At 65.6% G+C, this 20,497-nt stretch carries 18 protein-coding genes; 11 read left to right on the forward strand and 7 right to left on the reverse strand.

From position 1 onward, the window contains the following. Positions 1–33: 33 nt before the first annotated feature. Positions 34–453 (forward strand): DUF983 domain-containing protein, encoded by a 420-nt coding sequence (locus JQ507_07010; protein QRI71237.1) that lies wholly within the window; start codon positions 34–36, stop codon positions 451–453. A gap of 49 nt (positions 454–502) precedes the next feature. Here the strand turns inward: JQ507_07010 and JQ507_07015 are convergent, their stop codons facing one another. Then, complete coding sequence (locus JQ507_07015) at positions 503–1,702, reverse strand: multidrug effflux MFS transporter (protein QRI73227.1); 1,200 nt, start codon at positions 1,700–1,702, stop codon at positions 503–505. 148 nt (positions 1,703–1,850) lie between these two features. Further along, on the reverse strand, positions 1,851–2,036 hold the full coding sequence (locus JQ507_07020) for a hypothetical protein (GenBank protein QRI71238.1): 186 nt from the start codon (positions 2,034–2,036) through the stop codon (positions 1,851–1,853). On the opposite strand from JQ507_07020, the gene JQ507_07025 reads away from it, so the two are divergent. Next, positions 2,029–3,363, forward strand: a complete 1,335-nt coding sequence (locus tag JQ507_07025) for an MHS family MFS transporter (GenBank protein QRI71239.1) — start codon at positions 2,029–2,031, stop codon at positions 3,361–3,363. The two genes, JQ507_07020 and JQ507_07025, sit on opposite strands and share 8 nt — an antisense overlap. Positions 3,364–3,512: 149 nt before the next feature. Here JQ507_07025 and JQ507_07030 read toward each other — a convergent pair whose 3' ends face one another. From JQ507_07030 to JQ507_07050, 5 genes are all read right to left on the reverse strand, one after another. Next, positions 3,513–4,430 carry a YiiG family protein gene (locus JQ507_07030; protein ID QRI73228.1) on the reverse strand — a complete coding sequence of 306 codons (918 nt, stop codon included), beginning with the start codon at positions 4,428–4,430 and terminating at the stop codon, positions 3,513–3,515. A 191-nt stretch (positions 4,431–4,621) separates the two neighbouring features. Continuing rightward, positions 4,622–5,269, reverse strand: a complete 648-nt coding sequence (locus JQ507_07035; protein QRI71240.1) for an arylsulfatase — start codon at positions 5,267–5,269, stop codon at positions 4,622–4,624. A 166-nt stretch (positions 5,270–5,435) separates the two neighbouring features. Continuing rightward, entirely contained in the window at positions 5,436–6,446 is a 1,011-nt protein-coding gene (locus JQ507_07040; protein QRI71241.1) for an amino acid ABC transporter substrate-binding protein, read from the reverse strand. 12 nt (positions 6,447–6,458) lie between these two features. Next, positions 6,459–7,808: an aspartate aminotransferase family protein gene (locus JQ507_07045; GenBank protein ID QRI71242.1), complete on the reverse strand. Its 1,350-nt coding sequence runs from the start codon at positions 7,806–7,808 to the stop codon at positions 6,459–6,461. Between the two features lie 5 nt (positions 7,809–7,813). After that, positions 7,814–8,689, reverse strand: coding sequence for a MurR/RpiR family transcriptional regulator (locus JQ507_07050; GenBank protein QRI71243.1), 876 nt, complete (start codon positions 8,687–8,689; stop codon positions 7,814–7,816). A gap of 95 nt (positions 8,690–8,784) precedes the next feature. On the opposite strand from JQ507_07050, the gene JQ507_07055 reads away from it, so the two are divergent. The 9 genes from JQ507_07055 (at position 8,785) to JQ507_07095 (ending at position 20,489) form a co-directional block, all read left to right on the forward strand. Beyond that, positions 8,785–9,972, forward strand: coding sequence for an ABC transporter permease subunit (locus JQ507_07055; protein ID QRI71244.1), 1,188 nt, complete (start codon positions 8,785–8,787; stop codon positions 9,970–9,972). A 1-nt stretch (position 9,973) separates the two neighbouring features. Further along, complete coding sequence (locus tag JQ507_07060) at positions 9,974–11,095, forward strand: ABC transporter permease subunit (protein QRI71245.1); 1,122 nt, start codon at positions 9,974–9,976, stop codon at positions 11,093–11,095. Between the two features lie 124 nt (positions 11,096–11,219). Continuing rightward, positions 11,220–12,014 (forward strand): FadR family transcriptional regulator, encoded by a 795-nt coding sequence (locus JQ507_07065; GenBank protein QRI71246.1) that lies wholly within the window; start codon positions 11,220–11,222, stop codon positions 12,012–12,014. Between the two features lie 30 nt (positions 12,015–12,044). Then, positions 12,045–13,457 (forward strand): amidase family protein, encoded by a 1,413-nt coding sequence (locus tag JQ507_07070; GenBank protein QRI73229.1) that lies wholly within the window; start codon positions 12,045–12,047, stop codon positions 13,455–13,457. 15 nt (positions 13,458–13,472) lie between these two features. Continuing rightward, positions 13,473–14,927 (forward strand): amidase family protein, encoded by a 1,455-nt coding sequence (locus tag JQ507_07075; GenBank protein QRI73230.1) that lies wholly within the window; start codon positions 13,473–13,475, stop codon positions 14,925–14,927. Positions 14,928–15,331: 404 nt separating this feature from the next. Further along, positions 15,332–16,552, forward strand: coding sequence for an ABC transporter substrate-binding protein (locus tag JQ507_07080; protein ID QRI71247.1), 1,221 nt, complete (start codon positions 15,332–15,334; stop codon positions 16,550–16,552). A 1,060-nt stretch (positions 16,553–17,612) separates the two neighbouring features. Continuing rightward, positions 17,613–18,365, forward strand: a complete 753-nt coding sequence (locus JQ507_07085; GenBank protein QRI71248.1) for a hypothetical protein — start codon at positions 17,613–17,615, stop codon at positions 18,363–18,365. Positions 18,366–18,489: 124 nt separating this feature from the next. Beyond that, positions 18,490–20,082 carry an NAD(P)/FAD-dependent oxidoreductase gene (locus JQ507_07090; GenBank protein QRI71249.1) on the forward strand — a complete coding sequence of 531 codons (1,593 nt, stop codon included), beginning with the start codon at positions 18,490–18,492 and terminating at the stop codon, positions 20,080–20,082. Continuing rightward, entirely contained in the window at positions 20,082–20,489 is a 408-nt protein-coding gene (locus tag JQ507_07095) for a cytochrome c (protein QRI71250.1), read from the forward strand. Before JQ507_07090 ends, JQ507_07095 begins: the two co-directional genes overlap by 1 nt. The last annotated feature ends 8 nt before the right edge of the window (positions 20,490–20,497 follow it).

The following is a 20,497-nucleotide window of genomic DNA, read 5'->3' on the forward strand; positions in this document are numbered from 1 at the left end:
TCAGGTCAAGGACAACGACCAAGGACGACTGCGATGACCGAGATGGTTTCCCTGCCAAAGGCGATGTTGCGCGGCTTCACCATGAAGTGCCCGAACTGCGGGCGCGGCCACCTGTTCGGCCGCTTCCTTAAAGTGGCTGATCATTGCGAGGTCTGCAGCGAGGACTTCACCCCGCAGCGCGCGGACGATTTCCCGGCCTATCTCGTGATCGTTGTGGTCGGCCACGTCGTGGTGCCGGCGCTGCTCTGGATGGAGATGACCTACGCGCCGCCGGCCTGGCTGCAACTGGCAATCTGGCTGCCCGTGACGTTGTTCAGCGCGCTTGCGTTATTGCAGCCGACCAAGGGCGCGATCGTCGGCTTGCAGTGGCAGCTCGGCATGGAGGGGTTTGCGGCGACGCGGCGTGCGGTAGCGCGGGCGCCGAGTGCCGTTGGGCGAACACGCCAAGCCTAACGTGATGTCGTAGCCCGAATACAGCGAAGCGAAATCCGGGCCGGAATCTTCAAATCGGATGATGATGGGGTCGGAACATGCGGCCCTTCTCCGTCACCAGCACCACGGCGAGCGCTGCCAGCGTGCAGAGCAAGAAGCCGGTCGCGAACGGCAGCAGCGTGCCGTTGTAATCCTGGCCGATCGTGGTGCCGATGCCGATCCCGAGCAGGGTGGTGATTGTGCCGTAAAGCGACGAAGCGGTGCCGGCGATCTTGCCCTGCGGCTCCATCGCCAATGCTGTGAAGTTCGCCATTATCAGCCCGAACGCGAACATCATCAGGACTGACAGCGCCATGAACAGCGACAGCGACAGCATGTCCGTCTTCACCGCGACGAACAATGCCGCGGCGACGACGGCAAAGCCGGTCAGCGCCGCGTGCGAGATCACGCGCATGCCGATGCGGCCGACGATCCGCGAATTGAGGAAGCCGGCGATCGCGACGCCGACCGCACAGGCGGCGAAGGCGACCGGGAAGTAATGCCCGAGCTTGAAGACCTCGGTGAAGATCTGCTGTGACGAGAACACGAAGGCGAACAGCGAGCCCTGCACGCCGCCGGCGGCGAGCGCATAGCCGAGCGTCTGGCGGTTGGTGACGGTCTGGCGGAACGCGGACAGCACCTCCGGGATCGCCAGCGACTTGCGCAGCTCCTTGGGCAGCGTCTCCGGCATCCGCATCGCGCTCCAGGCCAGCGCGATCACGCCGTAGATCATCAGCAGCACGAAGATGCCGCGCCAGTGCGTCAGCAGCATCACGGCCTGGCCGAATGACGGCGCGATCACCGGAACCGCGATGAACACCATCATCGCCAGCGACATCACGCTCGCCATCCGTCGTCCGGCGTAGCAGTCGCGCACGATCGAGGTCGCGATCACGCGGGTTGCCGCGGTGCCGAGCCCTTGCAGCGCGCGCGCCAAGAGCAGCGTCTCGAATGACGGCGCAATGATCGCGAGCAGGCCGGCGATGGTGTAGACGGTCATGCCGCCGAGCAGCACCGGGCGGCGGCCGAAGCGGTCCGACAGCGGGCCCATCACGAACTGGCCGACACCGAAGCCGACCAGGAAGATCGACAGCACCATCTGCGGGCGGTTGGCGTCGGCGATTTGGAACGCTGAGCGGATGTTCGGCAGCGCCGGCAGCATCATGTCCATCGCCAGCGGGTTCAGCGCCATGATGGAGGCGATGACGACGACGAATTCCGGAAAGCCCATCGGGCGGTGGCCTGAGGAAACCCAGGCATCGGCATTGATGTCAGACACTTACGACCTCTTGGAGAGCCCCGGATCATAGTGTTCTTGCTGCGTTGCACAATCGGCATTTCCAGATGGGAGACCGTCGGCGAGGGCTGAGGTAATCCGGTCATGGAACCGGACCGGCGGCCTCGGCCTGGGCGATATCGTTGCTGCTGCAACTATTTAGCTCGTGCCGCGCGAAAACCTCTGCTATCCCCGTACCAGCATCCGCACGGGGCAGGCGCATCGCGTCGGTCACGCCCGCGCGGCCAAGAACTGATTCAAGAACGGGTTTGGGGAGGCCAATGTCCATCGAGATCTCCGCGCGCTCGCGCGGCGCTGAACTGTCGGATGAGGAGCGCAAGGTCCTCACCGCAACGCTCGTCGGCACCACCATCGAATGGTACGACTTCTTCGTCTACGCCCAGGCGGCGGGCCTGGTGTTCGGCGCGCTGTTCTTCGCGCCGATGAACGCGAACAATCCGCTGCTGGCACAGATCGTCTCGTTCGCGACGCTCGGCCTGTCCTTCCTGTTCCGTCCGCTCGGCGCCATCGTCTGCGGCCATCTCGGCGACCGCTTCGGGCGCAAGAACATGCTGGTGGTCACGCTGCTGCTGATGGGCGCTGCGACCGCGCTGGTGGGCCTGTTGCCGACCTATGCGCAGATCGGCGCCTGGGCACCGGCACTCCTCATTCTGCTTCGGATCCTGCAGGGCTTCTCGGCGGGCGGCGAGTGGGGCGGCGCGGCCCTGATGGCGGTGGAATCGGCGCCTCGCGACAAGCGCAGCTTCTTCGGCTCGTTTCCGCAGATCGGCACGCCGCTCGGTATGATTCTGGCGACCGGCGTGCTGTGGGTGCTCACCGCGACGCTCGGCAAGCAGGCGATGATCGAATGGGGATGGCGCATTCCGTTCCTGCTATCGATTCTTTTGATCGTCGTCGGCATCGTGATCCGCCGCACCGTGGAGGAATCCCCGGTGTTCAAGGCGATGCAGCGCCGGCACAAGGAATCCTCCGCGCCGCTGAAGGAGTTGATGCGCAATCATGCCAAGGAGATTTTCCGCACCGCGCTGATCTTCATGGCCAATAATGCGGCCGGCTATATCCTGATCGCGTTCCTGATCAGCTACGGTGCCAACACGCTGAAGATGCCGTCCGAGCAGCTGCTGCTGATCGGCACGCTGGCGGCGGTGAGCTGGTTCATCTTCACGCTGCTGGGCGGCATCCTCGGTGATAAGATCGGCCGCGTGCGCTGCTTCCAGATCGGATACGGCCTGATGGTGCTGTGGGCGGTGCCGATGTGGTTCCTGATCGACAGCAAGAACCTCTTGCTGTTCTTCGTCAGCGCCGTCGGTCTCACCATTGCGCTTGGTTTGTCCTATGGCCCGCAGGCGGCGCTCTATGCCGAGCTGTTTCCAGCCAAGGTGCGCTATTCCGGCGTCTCGATCGGCTACGCGCTCGGCGCCATCTTCGGCGGCGCCTTCGCGCCGATGATCGCGCAATGGATCATCGGCAGCTACGGCGAGTCCTGGCGCGTCGGCGTCTACATCGCGGTGCTGGCGCTGATCTCGCTGATCACGGTCTCGACCATCAAGGACCCGCAGGGCGTCGATCTGAATGTGAATGACGCGGGCACGTGAGGTGTGCAGGGCGGATTAGCCGCAAGGCGCGATCCGCCACTGCCTCTGCGTTGCGGTGGATTGCGCCGGAGCTTGTCGTCGGGCCGCGCTTTGCGCGGACCCCGGTGGGCCAATCCACCCTACGCAGCGCTGGAACTTCGGCGCGCCATTCAGATGCGGGCGCCGCGGTTGTAGCCGTCGACGAGCTGATTGTAGTCACGCATCAGCCGGGCCGGCGACCCCTCCACCATCCAGCCGGCGCCGGGGTTGCTCAGCATCATCTTCTCACCCGAGCTGTAAGGCACCTTGTCGCGAACCCGGCGCATCAGTTGCTTCGCCGTGGTGAGGAACGATTTGGCGCTTCCGATGAACATCGAGCCGAGCTTGGCGTCGCCGTCCTTGCCGGAGGCCTCCTCGGTTGCCTTCACCGTGGCCTCATACTCGTTGAGCGCCTGGGTGATCGCGTCGATGTCGGGCTTGTCGGCCTGCTGCGCGCGAAGCACGCGTTTGGCCTGGATCATCAGGGCCTCGACATAATAGTGCGTCTTGCGGCCTTCACTCGCCTCGATCGCGGCCAGCTGCTCGGCGGCGTGCTTGTCGTTGATGGCCTCGACGCCGGCGCGCAACGCCTTGTCGGCGCCGGCGAACGCATCCCAGGCCGCGACCAGGCGCGGATGCAGCGCCTTGCCCTTGGCCATCTTGTCGTCCTTGTAGTTCTCCTGGGTGTAGTAGTCGTCCGCCTCCTTCAACAGCGGCTCGAGCGTGGTGACGGCGGCAACATAGGCATTCGCGGCGGCTTCAAGCCCGGCATCGTGCGGGTCCGCCGCATTGGCGGCTGCGACGCTCGTCTTGCAGTCGGACGTGTCGTAGATCGTATAGGTGCCGTAGATGATCCGCTCCTTGCCGGTGGGACCGCTCTTGGCGGCCCAGGAAAAATAGCGGTCGCGGGATTCGTACGATCGCGCCGAGAGGCGGTTGATGCACCCGACATAGGCATTCATCTTTTGCGTCAGTTGCGCATTCGCCGATGACGCAGGCGGGGCCTGCTGGGCGGCGGCCGGTTCGAGAAAGGAAAAGACGGCTGCAATCACAAGGAAAGGGGTATTTCGCATCGGGAATTTGCCCTCATCTCGGCCGGAAGTTGGCCGCCTCAGTCTAGGAAGGTTATGTGACGGCAGGAGGTGTCCGTCACGCGCCTCCGCCGAGGCCGCGCGGCACACTATCGACAGACTTGTTTGTCGGCTACGGGCCAAAAGCCACTACCGCCGGAACAAGGCGCTTATCGGTGCGCCTGGTTGATTCCGAGCAATGCCTTCAGCTTCTTGACCGCGCTGTCCGGCGTCGTCAGCACCTCGCGGCCGGTGGCTTCGGCGACACGCTCGGCGGCCGGCGCCATGCTGTACTGCGCGAGCGCGATCAGGTCGCAGTCGCGCAAGTCCTTGCTGGCCTCGACCACGATGCGGTCATGCTCCGCACGGTCGCCGCGATCGAGCGCGGCCAGCGCGCCCTCGGCGAGCTTCGGCACCAGCGTGACCTCAGACGGAAATTCCGGCGGCATCGACACCAGCGTCGGCGGGAAGGTCGAGAGCAGGCCGATCCGCTTTCCCCGTGCGACCGCCTGTTCGATCATGGCTTCGTTCGGCTTCAGGACCGGCATCGGCGCCTGCGCGCGCGCCACCGCCTCGATGCAGGGCCCGAATGCCGAGCAGGTGAACAGGATGCCGTCAGCGCCGGTGCTGGTCGCATAGCGGCCCATCACGAGGAAGCGTTCGGTCATGCGCTCGGTGAGCTTGCCCTCGCGCGCGAGATCAGCCGACAGGCTGTCGTCGAGCAGATTCATCAGCCGCGCTTCCGGCCAATGTCGTGCGAATGACGCCTCGATCGGCACGATCGAGTGCTTCAGGGCGTGAATGAGCGTGATACGCATGGTCGCTGCTCTTCTCCCTCTCCCCGCTCTTCGCGGGGAGAGGGTTGGGGTGAGGGGCTCTATCGTCGTAACAGGTCAGAGGGGGATATGCGGAGACTCCCCCTCACCCGTCATTCAAGCTTTGCTTGAATGACGAACTCTCCCCGCAAGCGGGGCGAGGTGGAGATCACTTGAACGGGATCGCGTACATCAAGCCGCCCTTGCTCCAGGTGGCGTTGAGGCCGCGCTCGAGCTTCAGGGGGCTCGCCTTGCCGACATTGCGTTCGAAGATCTCGCCGTAATTGCCGCCGGCCTTGATCGCCGGGACCAGCCATTTGTTGTCGAGGCCGAGCCGGCTGCCGAGATCGCCGGATACACCGAGCAGGCGCTGGATCGCCGGGACCTGCGACTTCGTCATCTCGTCGGCGTTCGACTGGGTGACGCCGAGCTCCTCGGCTTCGACCAGGCCGTAATGCAGCCAGGTGACGATGTCGCTCCAGACCTCGTCGCCGTTGCGGGTGAACGGGCCGAGCGGTTCCTTGCTGATGGTCAGCGGCAGCACGACGTAATCGTCGGGCTTCGGTGCTGCGGTCGCGACCGCGCCGGCGAGCGCGGAGGCGTCCTGGGTCATGGCGTCGCAGCGGCCGCCGAAGAAGGCCTGGTACATGGTGTCGGGCCGATCGAACACCAGCGGCTTCCAGTCGATGCCGTTGGCACGGCCGTAATCGCCGAGCGTCACCTCATGCGTGGTGCCCTGGGCGACGCAGACGGTGGCGCCCTTGAGATCCTTCGGCTCCTTCACGCCGAGGTCCTTCTTCACCACAAACCCCTGGCCGTCGTAGAAATTGACCGGGCCCTGGCGCAGGCCGAGCGTGGTGCCGCGCAGATAGGTCTGCGTCGAGTTGCGGTAGAGCACGTCGATTTCGCCGGACTGCAGCGCGGTGAAGCGGTTCTGCGCGGTCAGCGCGACGTAGCGCACCTTGGCAGGATCGCCGAGCACACCGGCGGCGAGCGCGCGGCAATAATCGACGTCGAGGCCCTTGAAATTGCCTTGCGAGTCCGGCGCCGAAAAGCCGGCAAAGCCGGTCGAGACGCCGCACACCAGCGTGCCGCGCTGCTTGACGGTGTCGAGCGTCGCCGCGCTTGCGGTTGAAAGCCCCGCGACGAGCAGGCTCGCCGCGATCAATACGTTCCTCATTCTGTCCTCCTCCTAATGACCAACGTCTTTCAATGCGCTGTCGACTGCGACACCGAGCCTTTCCACGATCATGTCGATGTCGCCGGACGTCGCGATATAGGGCGGGGCGAGCAGCACATGGTCGCCGCGCTGGCCGTCGGCAGTGCCGCCGGACGGATAGCAGCCGAGCCCGCCAGCGAACGCCGCGGACTTGATCCGCTGATGCAGCTTCAGCTTGGGATCGAACGACTGCCGTGTGCCGCGGTCAGCGACCAGCTCGATCCCCCAGAACAGGCCGCGGCCCCTGATGTCGCCGACATGGCGGTGATTGCCGAAACGCTCGACCAGCCGCTGCTCGAGCTGGCGGCCGCGCTCCTTGACCTGGTCGAGCAGCCTCTCCTCGCTGATGACCTTCTGCACTTCGAGCGCGGCGGCGCAGGCGAGCGGATGCGCCAGATAGGTGTGACCGTGCTGGAACGCGCCGGAGCCGTTGCGCACGGTGTCGACGATGCTGCCGCTCGCAAGCATCGCGCCGATCGGCTGATAGCCGCCGCCGAGCCCCTTGGCGACCGCCTGGATGTCGGGTGCGATGCCTTCCTGCTCCCACGCATGCAGCGTGCCGGTGCGGCCCATGCCGCACATCACCTCGTCAAGGATCAGGAGCGCGCCGTGGCGGTTGCAGATCTCGCGCACCGCCTTGAAGTATCCCTCCGGTGCCGGCACGCAGCCGGCAGTGGCGCCGACCACGGGCTCGGCGATGAAGGCCGCGACATTCTCCGGGCCGAGCCGCTGGAATTCGGCCTCGAGCTCGGCGGCGAGGCGGCCGACGAACGCGGCCTCCGATTCATCGTCGCGCTTCTCGTGATAGGCAAAAGCGGGCGTGACGTGACTGAACGACGGCGACAGCAGCGGCGCGTAGGGCTCGCGGCGCCAGGCATTGCCGCCGGCCGACAGCGCGCCCAGCGTGTTGCCGTGATAGCTCTGCCGGCGGGCGATGAAGCGGGCACGCTTCGGCTCGCCGCGCTCGATGAAATATTGCCGCGCCAGCTTGATCGAGGCCTCGATCGCCTCCGATCCGCCGCTGACGAAATAGACATAGCCGAGGCCGCCCGGCTCGTGGCCGACCAGCCGTTCGGCGAGCTCTTCCGCCGGCTCCGACGAGAAGAACCCGGTATGGGCATAGGCGATCTTCGACGCTTGTCTTGCGATCGCGGCCAGAATCCGCGGGTGCTGGTGGCCGAGACACGAGACGGCGGCGCCGCCCGAGGAATCCAGAATGCGGTGGCCATCCTCCGCGATCAACCAGACGCCTTCACCACCGATCGCTTTCGGCGGGGTCTCGCGCAGGCTGCGATGCATCACGCGGCTCTTGTTGGCGGCCATGACGGTCATCCTTTCTCGACAAAATATTGCGACGTCTCGGCAAGCCGGCCCTCGGTCTCCTCCAGCTTGCGCTTTGCGCTTGCGCCCCCGAGCGTGAAGGCGACGGCGGCCAGCGACTGCGCCACCGCGATCGCGCCGGTGAGGCTCGGGAAGAAGCCGGGGGAGGAGGCGGCCTCGAACAGCAGCAGGTGATCGGCGCCCTCGGCCATCGGCGCGCTGATCGTGTCGGCGATCGCGATCAGCGTGGCGCGCGCTTGATGCGCCGCGCGCGCCGTCTCGACGCTGACCAGGGTGTAGGGCGCAAAGCCGATCACGACCACGGCGTCCTCAGTGCGGAAGGCACCGTGGTCGAGATCGAACGGACCGGAACCGCCGACCAGCTGCACGGCGTCGGGCCGGAACAGGCGGAGCTGATAGGTCAGCAGTTCCGCCACGCTGCGGCAGCTGCGAAATCCCGTGATCCAGATCCGGTTTGCCGCGTGCAGCGCACGCGCGGCGTCCGCAATCGCATTCGCGGAAATTCGCGCAAGCCCTGCCGCTTCGGCTTCGAGCTTGTCGTGAATCAGTTTGACGTCGGCATTCGGCCCGCCGCGGCGGCTCCTGGCGCGGCCGGAGAACGGCGAGCCCTGCGCCGGCCGTCGCGCCTCGGTGAGTGCGGCGCGCAATTCGTCCCAGCCGGAATAGCCAAGCGCTTTTGCCAGCCGGGTGAAGGAGGCCGGGTCGGCGCCGGCGACGGCGGCAAGCTCGCGCATCGAGCGGGTGGTGGCGTCGTAATCATTGGCTGCGACAAACCGACCAACCTCCTGCAAGCGCATTGGCAGCGACGGCAATGCGCTGCACAATTCGTTCAGGGGCGATGGTTTCGGCTGAGCCTGGGCCATGAAACATATGTTGCACGTTTATCAATTTGGTGCAACATATGACGCGCGCGCATAGCGCATGGCAGCAGATCGCTTCTCATTGGGATCCTTGCGCTGTGACGACATCGACGCCGAAACGCCCTCCCGCCCGACCCTGGCGGTTTTCGCTCAGCGATCCCCGCGTCGCCGGCCTGTTCTGGCAGGTCCTGGTGGTTGCCGTTGCAGTTGCCGTCATCGCCTTCCTGTGGTCGAACGCGGTCCATAACCTCTCGGTGCGGCGTATCTCGACCGGCTTCGCCTTCCTCGGCCGCGAAGCCGGCATGCCGATCGCCGACAGCTGGATCGACTACACGCCGAAGGACACCTATCTGCGCGCCTTCATCGTCGGCGTCGTCAACACGCTGCGCGTCGCCGTGATCGGCATCGTGTTGGCGACCGTGATCGGCACGCTGGTCGGCATCGCGCGGCTGTCGTCGAACTGGCTCTTGGCACGGCTCGCCGCCGTCTATGTCGAGGTGCTGCGCGACCTGCCGCTGCTGCTGCAGCTGTTGTTCTGGTACGTCCTGATGCAGGGCCTGCCGGCGGCGCGCCAGGCGTTCAAGCCGGTCGAAGGCGTGTTCCTGTCCAATCGTGGATTGATCCTGCCGTCGGTCCCGCTAAGCGCGTCCAACTGGTGGACCATCCTCGCGCTGGTCGCAGGTCTGACCGTCTTCACCATCGTCAGGCGCCGCCTGATCGCGCAGCAGATGCTTGACGGCAACGCGCGCCCGGCGTGGCCTTACGCGCTCGGCCTGATCGTCGCGCTGCCCGCGCTGGTGTCGTTCCTCGCGGGCGCGAGCTGGCGCATCGTGCTGCCGGAGCTGCGCGGCTTCAACTTCGTCGGCGGGCTGACCCTGGCGCCGGAATACTTTGCGCTGCTGATCGCGCTCGTCACCTATACCTCCGCCTTCATCGCCGAGATCGTGCGCAGCGGCATCCAGGCTGTGCCGCGCGGCCAGTCGGAGGCCGCCAAGGCGCTCGGGCTGAAGCGCGGCTTCGTCTTGCAACACATCGTGCTGCCGCAGGCGCTGCGCGTCATCATCCCGCCGATGACCAGCCAGTATCTGAACCTGACCAAGAACTCCTCGCTCGCGGTCGCGGTCGGCTACCAGGACATCGTCTCGGTCGCCAACACCACGCTGAACCAGACCGGGCAGGCGATCGAGTCGATCGCGCTGATCATGATGGTGTTCCTCACCATCAGCCTCGGCATCAGCCTGTTCATGAACTGGTACAACGCGCGGATCGCGCTGGTGGAGCGCTGAGATGAGCTCGGTCGCCCATGTCCCGCAGGATCCGCTGCCGATCGGCCCGCGTCCCGCCCCGCGCGCGCTCGGCGGACATCTCACCGCCTGGCTGCGCGCCAATCTGTTCGCCTCGATCCCCTCCAGCATCATGACCTTGCTGCTGCTGTTCCTGCTCGGCAAGGCCTGCATCGGCCTCTGGCAATGGGGCATCGCCAATGCGGTCTGGATCGTCTCCGGCAGCGACACCAGCGCATGCCGCGCGCTGCGCGGCGTCGGCGCCTGCTGGGCCGTCGTCCCCGAGAAGTATCGCTTCATCCTGTTCGGCACCTATCCGTTCGACGAGCAGTGGCGGCCGGCGCTTGCGGTGCTGATCTTCATCGCGCTGTTCGTGGTCTCGAGCCGCCGCAGCTTCTGGCGCAAGGAGCTGTTCCTGCTGTGGGCCGCGGCCCTGATCGTGATCGGCTGCCTGATGTGGGGCGGCTTCCTCGGCCTCTCCTTCGTTACCCAGGATCGTTGGGGCGGGCTGCCGGTGACGCTGATCCTCGCGACCTTCGGCCTCGCGTTCGGCTTCCCGCTCGGCATCCTGGTCGCGCTCGGCCGCCGCTCGAAACTGCCGGCGATCCGCTCGCTCTGCGTGCTCTATGTCGAGCTGATCCGCGGCGTGCCGTTGATCAGCCTGTTGTTCATGGCAAGCGTGATGTTCCCGCTGTTCATGCCCGACGGCGTCAACATCGACAAACTGTTGCGCGCGCAGATCGCCTTCATCCTCTATGCCGGCGCCTATCTTGCCGAAGTGGTGCGCGGCGGCCTGCAGGCGGTGCCGCGCGGACAGTATGAAGCGGGCGATGCACTCGGCCTGTCCTATTGGGAGAAGCACGCGCTGATCGTGCTGCCGCAGGCGATCCGCCACGTCATCCCGCCGCTGGTCAACACCTTCATCGCCTTCTTCAAGGACACCAGCCTGGTCCTGATCATCGGCATCTTCGACCTGCTGACGACGGCGAAGACCGCGATCGTCGATCCGGCCTGGCAGTCCTTCAGCGTCGAGGTCTACGTCTTCGTCGGCGTGATCTACTTCGTGTTCTGCTTCGCGATGTCGCGCTACAGCCGCAGCCTCGAGGCGCAGCGCGGAACGAACTGAGCGATCGCCTCTCGCCAATTCCTAGAATGTTCGCTCTGCCGCCATGCCCGGGATGAGCTCCGGGCACGTCCCCTTGGGCGGTCACCCCTTGCCAAGCCATCCCGATCCTATTTATGATCATAAAATGGATAAATCGGCCCTGCCATCCCTGGACCCGTCCCGGCGCGCCTCGATCAAGCGCAAGCGCTCCGACGCTGTTGCCGACCTGATCCGCGGCCACATCTTCCAGGCCGGATTGCAGCCCAACGACCGGCTGCCGCAGGAGAGCGAGCTGATCGAGATGTTCGGCTGCAGCCGCTCGACCATCCGCGAGGCGCTCAAATCGTTGGAAGTGCAGGGGCTGGTGCAGAACACCACGGGGCCGGGCGGCGGCGCGCGGGTGGCGCCGGTGTCGATCAACCGGATCGTCGGCCTGCTCAGCAACTACTTCTATTTCCAGTCGATCAGTACGGCGCAGATCTACCAGATCCGCCGCCTGATCGAGCCGGAGCTCGCCTTCAGCGTGGTCGGCCACCTCACGGCGGCGCATTTCGCCGCGCTCGACAAGGCGATCGAGGTTCAGGAGCATCATCCGGGCGGGCCCACCGACTGGGAGCATCACCGCCACGCCGAGATCGATTTCCACGACATCATGATCGAGGCCTGTCCCAATCCGCTGCTCGGCCTGGTCGCGCGCTTCGTCAACGAGGCGATCCGCCATTTGATCGGCAAGCTCGGCGTGCAGGAATTCGCATCGAGCTTCACCTGCGAGAACATCGAGTTTCACAAGCGCCTGATGGCTGCGTTCCGCTCCGGCAATGCCGCGCGCGCCCGCCGCGTGATGCTCGATCACGTGCTGAGCGCCGAGGCCGTGGTCGTCCCGAAGGGAGATCGGCGCGTCGATCTGCCTGTCTTTCACCAGCCGTTGCGGCTCGACTGAAGATTTGCGTAGGAGGCGACGACGATGGTCATGCGGCGCGAGAATGAGTTGTGGAGCTGGTCGGCCGTCGATCTGGCGCGTGCGATCGCGACGCGTGCGATTTCGAGCCGCGAAGCGGTGCAGTCGAGCCTTGATCGCATCGCCAAGGTCAATCCGGCACTAAATGCCGTGGTCGAGGTGCTGACGGATGAAGCGCTGGCCGAGGCGGATGCGGCGGATGCCGCGGTGAGATCCGGCGCGGAGCTCGGCGTGCTGCATGGCGTGCCGGTCACGATCAAGGTCAATGTCGATCAGCGCGGTCACGCCACCACCAATGGCGTCGCAGCGTTCCGCGACGTCATCGCCGCCGAGGACAGCCCGGTGGTCGCGAATTTCCGCAAGGCCGGCGCCGTCATCGTCGGCCGCACCAACACACCGGCGTTCTCGCACCGCTGGTTCACCAACAACGATCTGCACGGCGCGACCTACAATCCGTGGAGCCGCCGGCTGACACCGGGCGGCTCCAGCGGCGGCGCCGCGTCGGCGGTTGCTTCCGGCATGGGCGCGATCGCGCATGGCAATGATTTCGGCGGCTCGATCCGCTATCCGGCTTACGCCTGCGGCGTCGCCGGCCTGCGCCCGACCCCGGGTCGCATACCGTCGTTCAATCCGTCCGCGACCAGCGATCGGCCGATCACCGCGCAGATGATGTCGGTGCAGGGGCCGCTCGCCCGCTCGGTTGCCGATCTCGGCGTCGCGCTCGCCGCGATGGCGCAGCCGGATCCGCGCGACGGCACCTGGCTGCCGGTGCCGCTGCAAGGCGCACAGCTCGAGCGGCCGATCGGGGTCGCGATCGCGCCGGCGCCGTTCGGCGACGAGGCGCCGGAGGTCAGTGCAGCCGTGCGCGCTGCCGGACGCTGGCTCGCCGAGGCAGGCTTTGCGGTGGAGGAGACCACGCCGCCGCGGCTCGCGGAGGCCGCCGATCTCTGGCATCGCCTCGTCATCAATGAGGAGCGGCGCGTGCTGGCGCCGCTGATCCGCAAGTTCGGCGATGCGAGGTCCCGCTACAATCTGGATTGCCATATCGCCTACGCGCCGGAGCTCGACGGCGACCAGGTGCTGGCCTGCTTCGAGCAGCGGCTTGCGATCGTGCGGGCCTGGCAGCTGTTCCAGGAGCGCTGCCCCGTCATCATCCTTCCGGTCTCGGCGCAGCTGCCGTTCCGCTTCGATCAGGATCAGGAAGGCGCTGACGTCGTGCGCGCGCTGCTCGACGCGCAGCGGCCGCTGCTCGCGGTGCCCGCGCTCGGCTTTCCATCGGTCGTGGTGCCGACCGGAACCGCCGGCGGCGTGCCGGTCGGCGTGCAGGTGATCGCCGGCCGTTTCCGCGAGGACATCTGTCTCGCGGCGGCCGCGGTGATCGAGGCGCGCGCCTCGACGCTGACGCCGATCGATCCGCGCGACTGAATCAACAACAAAGCTCTGAACACAACGGGAGAACACCAAGTGACGAATGCACCGATCTGGCAATGGTCAGCCGTCGAGACCGCCGCGGCGATCAGGAACGACAAGGTGACGTCGAAAGAGGTGGTTCGCGCCCACCTCGACCGCATGCATGCCGCCAACCCGGCGCTCAACGCCGTGGTCGTCGACCTCGGCGCGTCGGCGATGCAGGCCGCCAAGGCCGCGGACGAGACGCTGGCGGCAAGCAAGCGCGGCGGCAGTGAGGTCGGCCCGCTGCATGGCGTGCCGGTCACGATCAAGATCAACATCGACGTCGAGGGCCAGGCCAATTCGAACGGCGTGGTCGCCTTCAAGGACAATATCGCGCCGGGCGACTCGCCCGTGACGGCCAATCTCAAGAAGGCCGGTGCCGTCATCATCGGCCTGACCAACACGCCGGAATTCTCGCTGCGCGGCTTCACCGACAACCCGCTGCACGGCCTGACGCGCAATCCCTGGAACGCGGAGGTGACCTGCGGCGGATCATCCGGCGGCGCCGGCGCGTCGATCGCGGCCGGCATCGGCACCATCGCGCATGGCAACGACATCGGCGGCTCGCTGCGCTGGCCGGCGCATTGCAACGGCATCGCCACCATCAAGCCGACCCAGGGTCGCATTCCCGCGTTCAATCCCTCAGCCACCGCAGAACGTCCGCTGATGGCGCAGTTCATGTCGTCGCAGGGCCCGCTGGCGCGCCATGTCGCCGACGTCCGCCTCGGCCTCGAGGTGATGGCGCAGCGCGACCCGCGCGATCCCTGGTACGTGCCGGCGCCGTTGCAGGGTCCGAAGCCGGCCGCGCCGGTCAAGGTCGCGCTCGCGAAGATCCCCGGGGACATGGTGACCGACCGTGGCGTGATCGCGCTTCAGCGCAAGGCGGCCGATCATCTCGCCGATGCCGGCTATGCCGTCAGCGAGGTCGACGTCCCCGATCTGAACAAGGTGTGGCAGCTCTGGTGCGATCTGATCATGACCGAGACCCGCGTGTTGCAGCAGGACCAGATGCTGGCGGTGAGCAGCGCCGACTTCCAGAAGACGTTCCATGGCTTCATCGCACTGGCAAATCAGTTGGACCAGGCCGGCTACATGAAGGCGATCGCCGCGCGGTCGGGCCATATCAGGAACTGGATGACCTTCCTCGAGCAGTACCCGCTGGTGCTGATGCCGACCACGGTGCGCAAGACGCCGGAGGTCAACGCCGATCTCGGCGGCGATCAGCGTGTCAAGGATTTGTTCTGGAACGACCTGCGCTTCATTTCGTCGATGAACGTGCTGGGGCTGCCGGCGGCGGTGGTGCCGGTGGGGCTGCATGAGGGATTGCCGGTCGGTGTCCAGATCGTCGGCTCGCGCTATCGCGAGGACATGTGCCTCGACGCCGCCGAGGCGATCGAGCGCAAGGCCGGCATTCTGACCAGGCAATTGTGGGAACGGCGCTGAGGCGATCGCGACCTCATTTTTCAATCGTCTGATCTAGAGCAAGATGAGTTTGGATTGAATCGGATGCGACCTCTCCCCATTGGGGAGAGGTCGATTTGCGCAGCAAATCGGGTGAGGGGCCGCAGCTCCAACGAGAGAGCGTAACCCCTTGCCCGGGCGCTGCGCGCCGACCTCTCCCAAGGGAGAGGTGAACGGCTGCCGCGCCAGACAACACTCTCGTCATGCTTTAGGGAACGCCGCGGCGGCACCTCGTTGCGGTGTTCGCTTGTTTGGCGTAGGGACCGTGTTCCTTCTCCCGGAATTCTGGCGCGAAATCGCAGAGCGCCATGCCCGGCGGCGGGGTTGTCGGTGATCCCTGATTGCTGCAGGAGATCGGCCGAACCATCCGAATCCCTGGGAACGAAATGTCCATCACCAAACGCTCGCATCTCCTGGCCGCAATCGCCGCCGTGTGTCTCTCATTTGCAGCCGGCGCTGCCCGGGCGGAGGATGGTGTGCTGCGGGTCGGCATCATCACCGACATGAGCGGGCAATATTCCGACGGCAATGGCCCGGGGTCGGTGATCGCGGCGCAGATGGCCGCGGAGGAGATCGGCGGCACGGTCGCCGGACGCAAGATCGAGATCATCTCGGCCGATCACCAGAACAAGCCCGACGTCGCGACCGGCATCGTGCGCAACTGGATCGACAACAAGGGTGTCGACGTGATCGCCGAAGGCGTCAATTCCGCGGTGGCGCTCGCGATCCAGACCGTCACGCGCGAACGCAAGAAGCTGTTTTTGATCTCGGGCTCCGGTTCATCCGATCTCACCGGCAAGCAATGCTCGCGGACCAGCGTGCAGTGGACCTACGACACCTATGCTTCCTCTAACGCGACGGCGAAGGCCGTGGTCGCGCGCGGCGGCACGCCCTGGTTCTTCCTCACGGCCGATTATGCGTTCGGTCAGGCGCTGGAGCGCGATGCCAGCAAGGCCGTGACGTCCGCCGGCGGCAAGGTGCTGGGCGCGGTCCGCCATCCCTTCGACACCGCCGACTTCTCGTCCTTCCTGCTGCAGGCCCAGTCCTCCGGCGCCAAGATCCTTGCGCTCGCCAATGCCGGCTCCGACTTCCGCAATGCGGTGTCGCAGGCCGACGAGTTCAACATCCGCGCCAGCATGCAACTCGTCGCGCTGCAGGTGACGCTCACCGACGTGCCGGCGCTCGGCCTCGCGCATGCGCATGATCTGCTGTTCACCGATTCCTTCTATTGGGACCGCACGCCCGAGACCCGCGTCTTCGCCCAGGAGTTCTTCAAGCGCCACGGGTCGATGCCGACCGCCTATCAGGCCGGCGTCAACTCGGCGCTGCGGCACTATTTCAAGGCGGTAGCCGCCACCAACTCGGCCGATTCCGAGACCGTGATCGCACAGATGCGCAAGACCCCGGTGAATGATTTCTTCGCCCAGAACGGCGTCGTGCGCGAGGACGGCCGCATGGTGCACGACATGTATCTGATGCGCATCAAGAAGCCGGAAGAGTCCAAGGGCAAGTGGGACCTCTACGAGTACCTCGCGACGGTGCCGGGCGACCAGGCCTTCCGTCCGCTCGCTGAAGGCGGTTGCCCGTACATCGCGAAGGCGCAGTAGGCGAGGCGGTCGGGTCAGAGCGCACCGTAAGGTGAGCACGCCTCTCAGGCTCCCTCTCCCGCAAGGGGAGAGGGAACCCTGCCGCCGGCGGCTCCCTCACGCGCGTGCCACTGAGTTGCCCGACGGGCAACTCAGTGAAAATGCGTCAAGCCTCTCGCGCAAAAATATTTCGGTTTATCGTAACGGCAACTCAGTGTATGGTTCGCCCGTCTCACCCGATCGAGGGGCGCTTGCGCATCGTCAGGAGTGTTGCGGTGAGATGCGGTGGACGTCGAGGTCACGGGTGACGACGCGTGACCGAGGCGGACGGTGAAGTCGTGTGGTCCTGACGCCCTAACGGCAGGTGTCTCGTCGCAGGATGCTTGAGCGTCTTGCGAAGGCGGTGACAAGCAAGCCCAGTCTCGCCGGGGAGAGCACGAAGTAAGCCGTAACCCATCGCGCAGGGAAAGCCGGGTTGTTTCCGGTTACACCTGTGGTCCTACCCCCGAGCTTTCTATCCTATGCTCGGGGCCCATGGGTGCGATCGGCACCCGGCTTTCCCTGCGCCCTCTGCGAGAGAGGGCGGAACGAAGAGCAAAGCTCGGACAAACATGTCGCGAGAATGCGGATGTGTAACTCCCAGGCGCTGCAACACATTCAGTGTCGTCCCGGCGAAGGCCGGGACCCATAACCACAAATGCAAATTGCTACGCAATGCTGGAACGACGAGTCCCTTCGACAACACCTGCCGCGGAGTATGGATCCCGGCCTTCGCAGGGACGCCGGCCGGAGAGAGCCGCGGCTGCGTCACCCATCTTCGCCTTCGCGGCGATAACACCGATCTTCGACATCTTGAATCGAGAACGATCTCATCGTCGTCCTGGCGAAAGCCATGACCCATTACCCCAATTGCACATTGTTGCGCGCGCAGTGGCCACTGTCCCGTTCATCACCGAATGCTGTGGTTATGGGTCCTGGCTTTCGCCAGGACGACGGCTGTGATGAAATCGGGCCGTTCGTATGTATCTTGCATCCCGCGACGTCATCGTAACGGCCGCATCACTCCACATCGCGAGGCACCATGACCAGCACCATCGACACCCCGGACGGCGACTACCGCTTCATGCCCGGCGTCAGTCAGTATTCCTGCGGCATCGGCGCGCTGCCCGGCTTTACCATCGAGCGGGTCAGGTTTTCCGGGCCGGTGCCGCTGAGCGCCGGGTTCGAGCGGATTGCCGACATCATCAAGGCCGCAGGCCGTCCGCTGACGGCGTTCGGGGCCTGTGAACTGCGCTCGCCGGCGCCGTTCACCGAGGACGGGTTCAAGGCCTTCAACGAGATCTACATCGAGACGTTGATCGCCTGGGGCGTGATGCGGGACGGTGTCAATCCGGTGGCGCGGAGCAATGTCTGTCCGAAACTCGATCCGCCCGGCGAGCCGTCTTTCCATGCCTTCTGCTACACGGTGCCGGCCGCAAAGGACGCGCAGACGAGTTTTGTCGTGGCCGGCAGCGGCGAGTCTGTCGAGGGCAAGGCCAATTACCGCGATCATACCGTGGCGCCCGGCGACACCAGCCCCGCCGGCATCTCGGCCAAGGCGAAGTTCGTGCTCGGTGAGATGGAACGGCGGATGAGCGCGTTCGGTGGCTCCTGGCGGGACACCACCGCGGTGCAGCTCTACACCGTGCATGACGTCTATCCCGTGCTCGAAATCGAGCTCGGCCGCCGTGGCGTGCTGCGCAACGGCTTGACCTGGCATTTCGACTGTCCGCCGGTGGTCGGGCTCGATTTCGAAATGGACTGCCGGCGTGTGCATCTCGAGCGTGTGGTGTGATGGAGCGGTCGCGTGATGCATCAAAAGCGCGTGTGGGTGCGTGTGGAAGCGTGCGCCCTTTCTTGACATGGGTCGCGTCAACCGTTTCCCTTCGGCATCGGCGTCAGTGGCTGGGTGAACACGGGTGCAGAACGAATCTGTGATCAGGCGGCGGGATTTGCTGGCGCTGATCGGGACCATCGCCGGCAGTTCGGCGATGTATCACGCGATGACGAGCCTCGGCTTCGCATCCGAGTCTGCCTACAAGGGGCCGCTCAAGCTCGCGGGCGACGTCAAGGGCGCTTCGGTGCTGATCCTCGGCGCCGGGCTTGCCGGCATGACGGCGGCGCTGGAGCTGCGCAAGGCCGGCTACAAGGTCCAGATCCTCGAATTCAACAATCGCGCCGGCGGCCGCAACTGGTCGATCCGCGGCGGCGACAGCTTTACCGAGCTCGGCGGCCTCAAGCAGACCTGCCAGTTCGAGCAGGGGCTGTATCTCAATCCCGGCCCATGGCGGATTCCCTATCATCACCGCGCGCTCCTCGACTATTGCCGCCGGCTCAACGTGACGCTGGAACCCTTCATCCAGCTCAACCACAACGCCTATATGCACGCGACGCGTGCATTCGGCGGCAAGCCGCAACGCTTTCGCAGCATCAAGGCCGATTTCCAGGGCGGGGTGGCGGAGCTGCTGGCGAAGGTCAGCCAGCAGGGCAGGCTCGACGAGTTCGTCACCAAGGAAGATCAGGAGATCCTGCTGCAGGCGCTACGCGACTGGGGCGCGCTGGATCGCGACTACAAGTACAATGCCAACCTCGGCTCCGCCGAGTTCCGCGGTTATGCGCGCGATCCCGGCGGCGGCTTGATGGGCGATCCGCTGCCCAGCGACCCGATCCCGCTCCAGGAGCTGTTGCGGTCGCGGATGTGGCGCTATCTGCAGAGTTTTGCACGCTACGATTTCCAGATGACGCTGTTCCAGCCGGTCGGCGGCATGGACATGATCGGCAAGGCGTTCGCGCGCGAGGTCGGCGATCTCATCCGCTACAATTCCAAGGTGACGCAGATCCAGCAGAACGGCTCGGGCGTCACCGTGAGCTATGTCGACACCGCCAGTCCATCCGCGGTGCAGCAGGCGACCGCCGACTGGTGCATCTGCACCATCCCGCTGCCGATCCTGAGCCAGCTGCCTCTCGATGTCAGCGGGCCGATGAAGAACGCGATCGATTCCTTGCCCTACGCCGCCTCGGTGAAGGTCGGGCTGCAGTTCAAGCGGCGGTTCTGGGAAGAGGATGAGGCGATCTATGGCGGCATCAGCTACACCGACCTGCCGATCCGGAATATCGGCTATCCGAACTATGGGTTCAACCGCGGCGGCCGCGGCGTCCTGCTCGGCGCCTATCTTTATGAGGGTGCCAATTCCTTCGAGTTCACGGCGATGACGCCGGCCGAGCGGGTCGCCAGTGCGGTCGAATTCGGCGCCAAGATCCATCCGCAATACAAGAGCGAGTTCGAGAACGGCGTCGCGGTGGCGTGGCATCGGGTGCCGTTTACCCTCGGCTGCGCCGGGGAGTGGACCGAAGCCGGGCGGGCGCAGCATTATCGCAATCTCTGCCAGATCGACGGCCGCATCGCGCTCGCGGGCGAGCACGCCTCCCAACTGCCGGCCTGGCAGGAGGGCGCGATCCTGTCGGCGCTCGACGCCATTACCCGACTGCACGAACGCGTGGTGAAGACGTGATGAGGCGGACAGGAATCTCTGCTATCGCCGCGCTGGCGCTGCTGTCGGCAACCGCGGCCCTTGGACAGGATAGTGGCGCCGGCAAGCGCACCTTCTCGTCGGGCTATCGTTTCGTCGAAATGACCGGCGAGGAGCTGTTCGGCAATGTCTGCCAGGGTTGCCACATGCCGGATGCGATGGGCGCGAGCGGCGCCGGCACCTATCCCTCGCTTGCCGGCAACAAGACTCTCGAATCCGGCAGCTATCCGATCTACCTCGTCGTCAACGGCCGCCGCGGCATGCCGGCGTTCGGCGACATGATGACCGATGGTCAGGTCGCCGCTGTTGTGAATTATCTGCGGACGCACTTCGGCAACAACTATCAGGATGCGGTGACGGCCAAGGATGTCCAGGACGCCCGCCGCTGACCAGGCCA

Source organism: Bradyrhizobium sp. PSBB068, assembly GCA_016839165.1.
Taxonomy (GTDB): Bacteria; Pseudomonadota; Alphaproteobacteria; order Rhizobiales; family Xanthobacteraceae; genus Bradyrhizobium.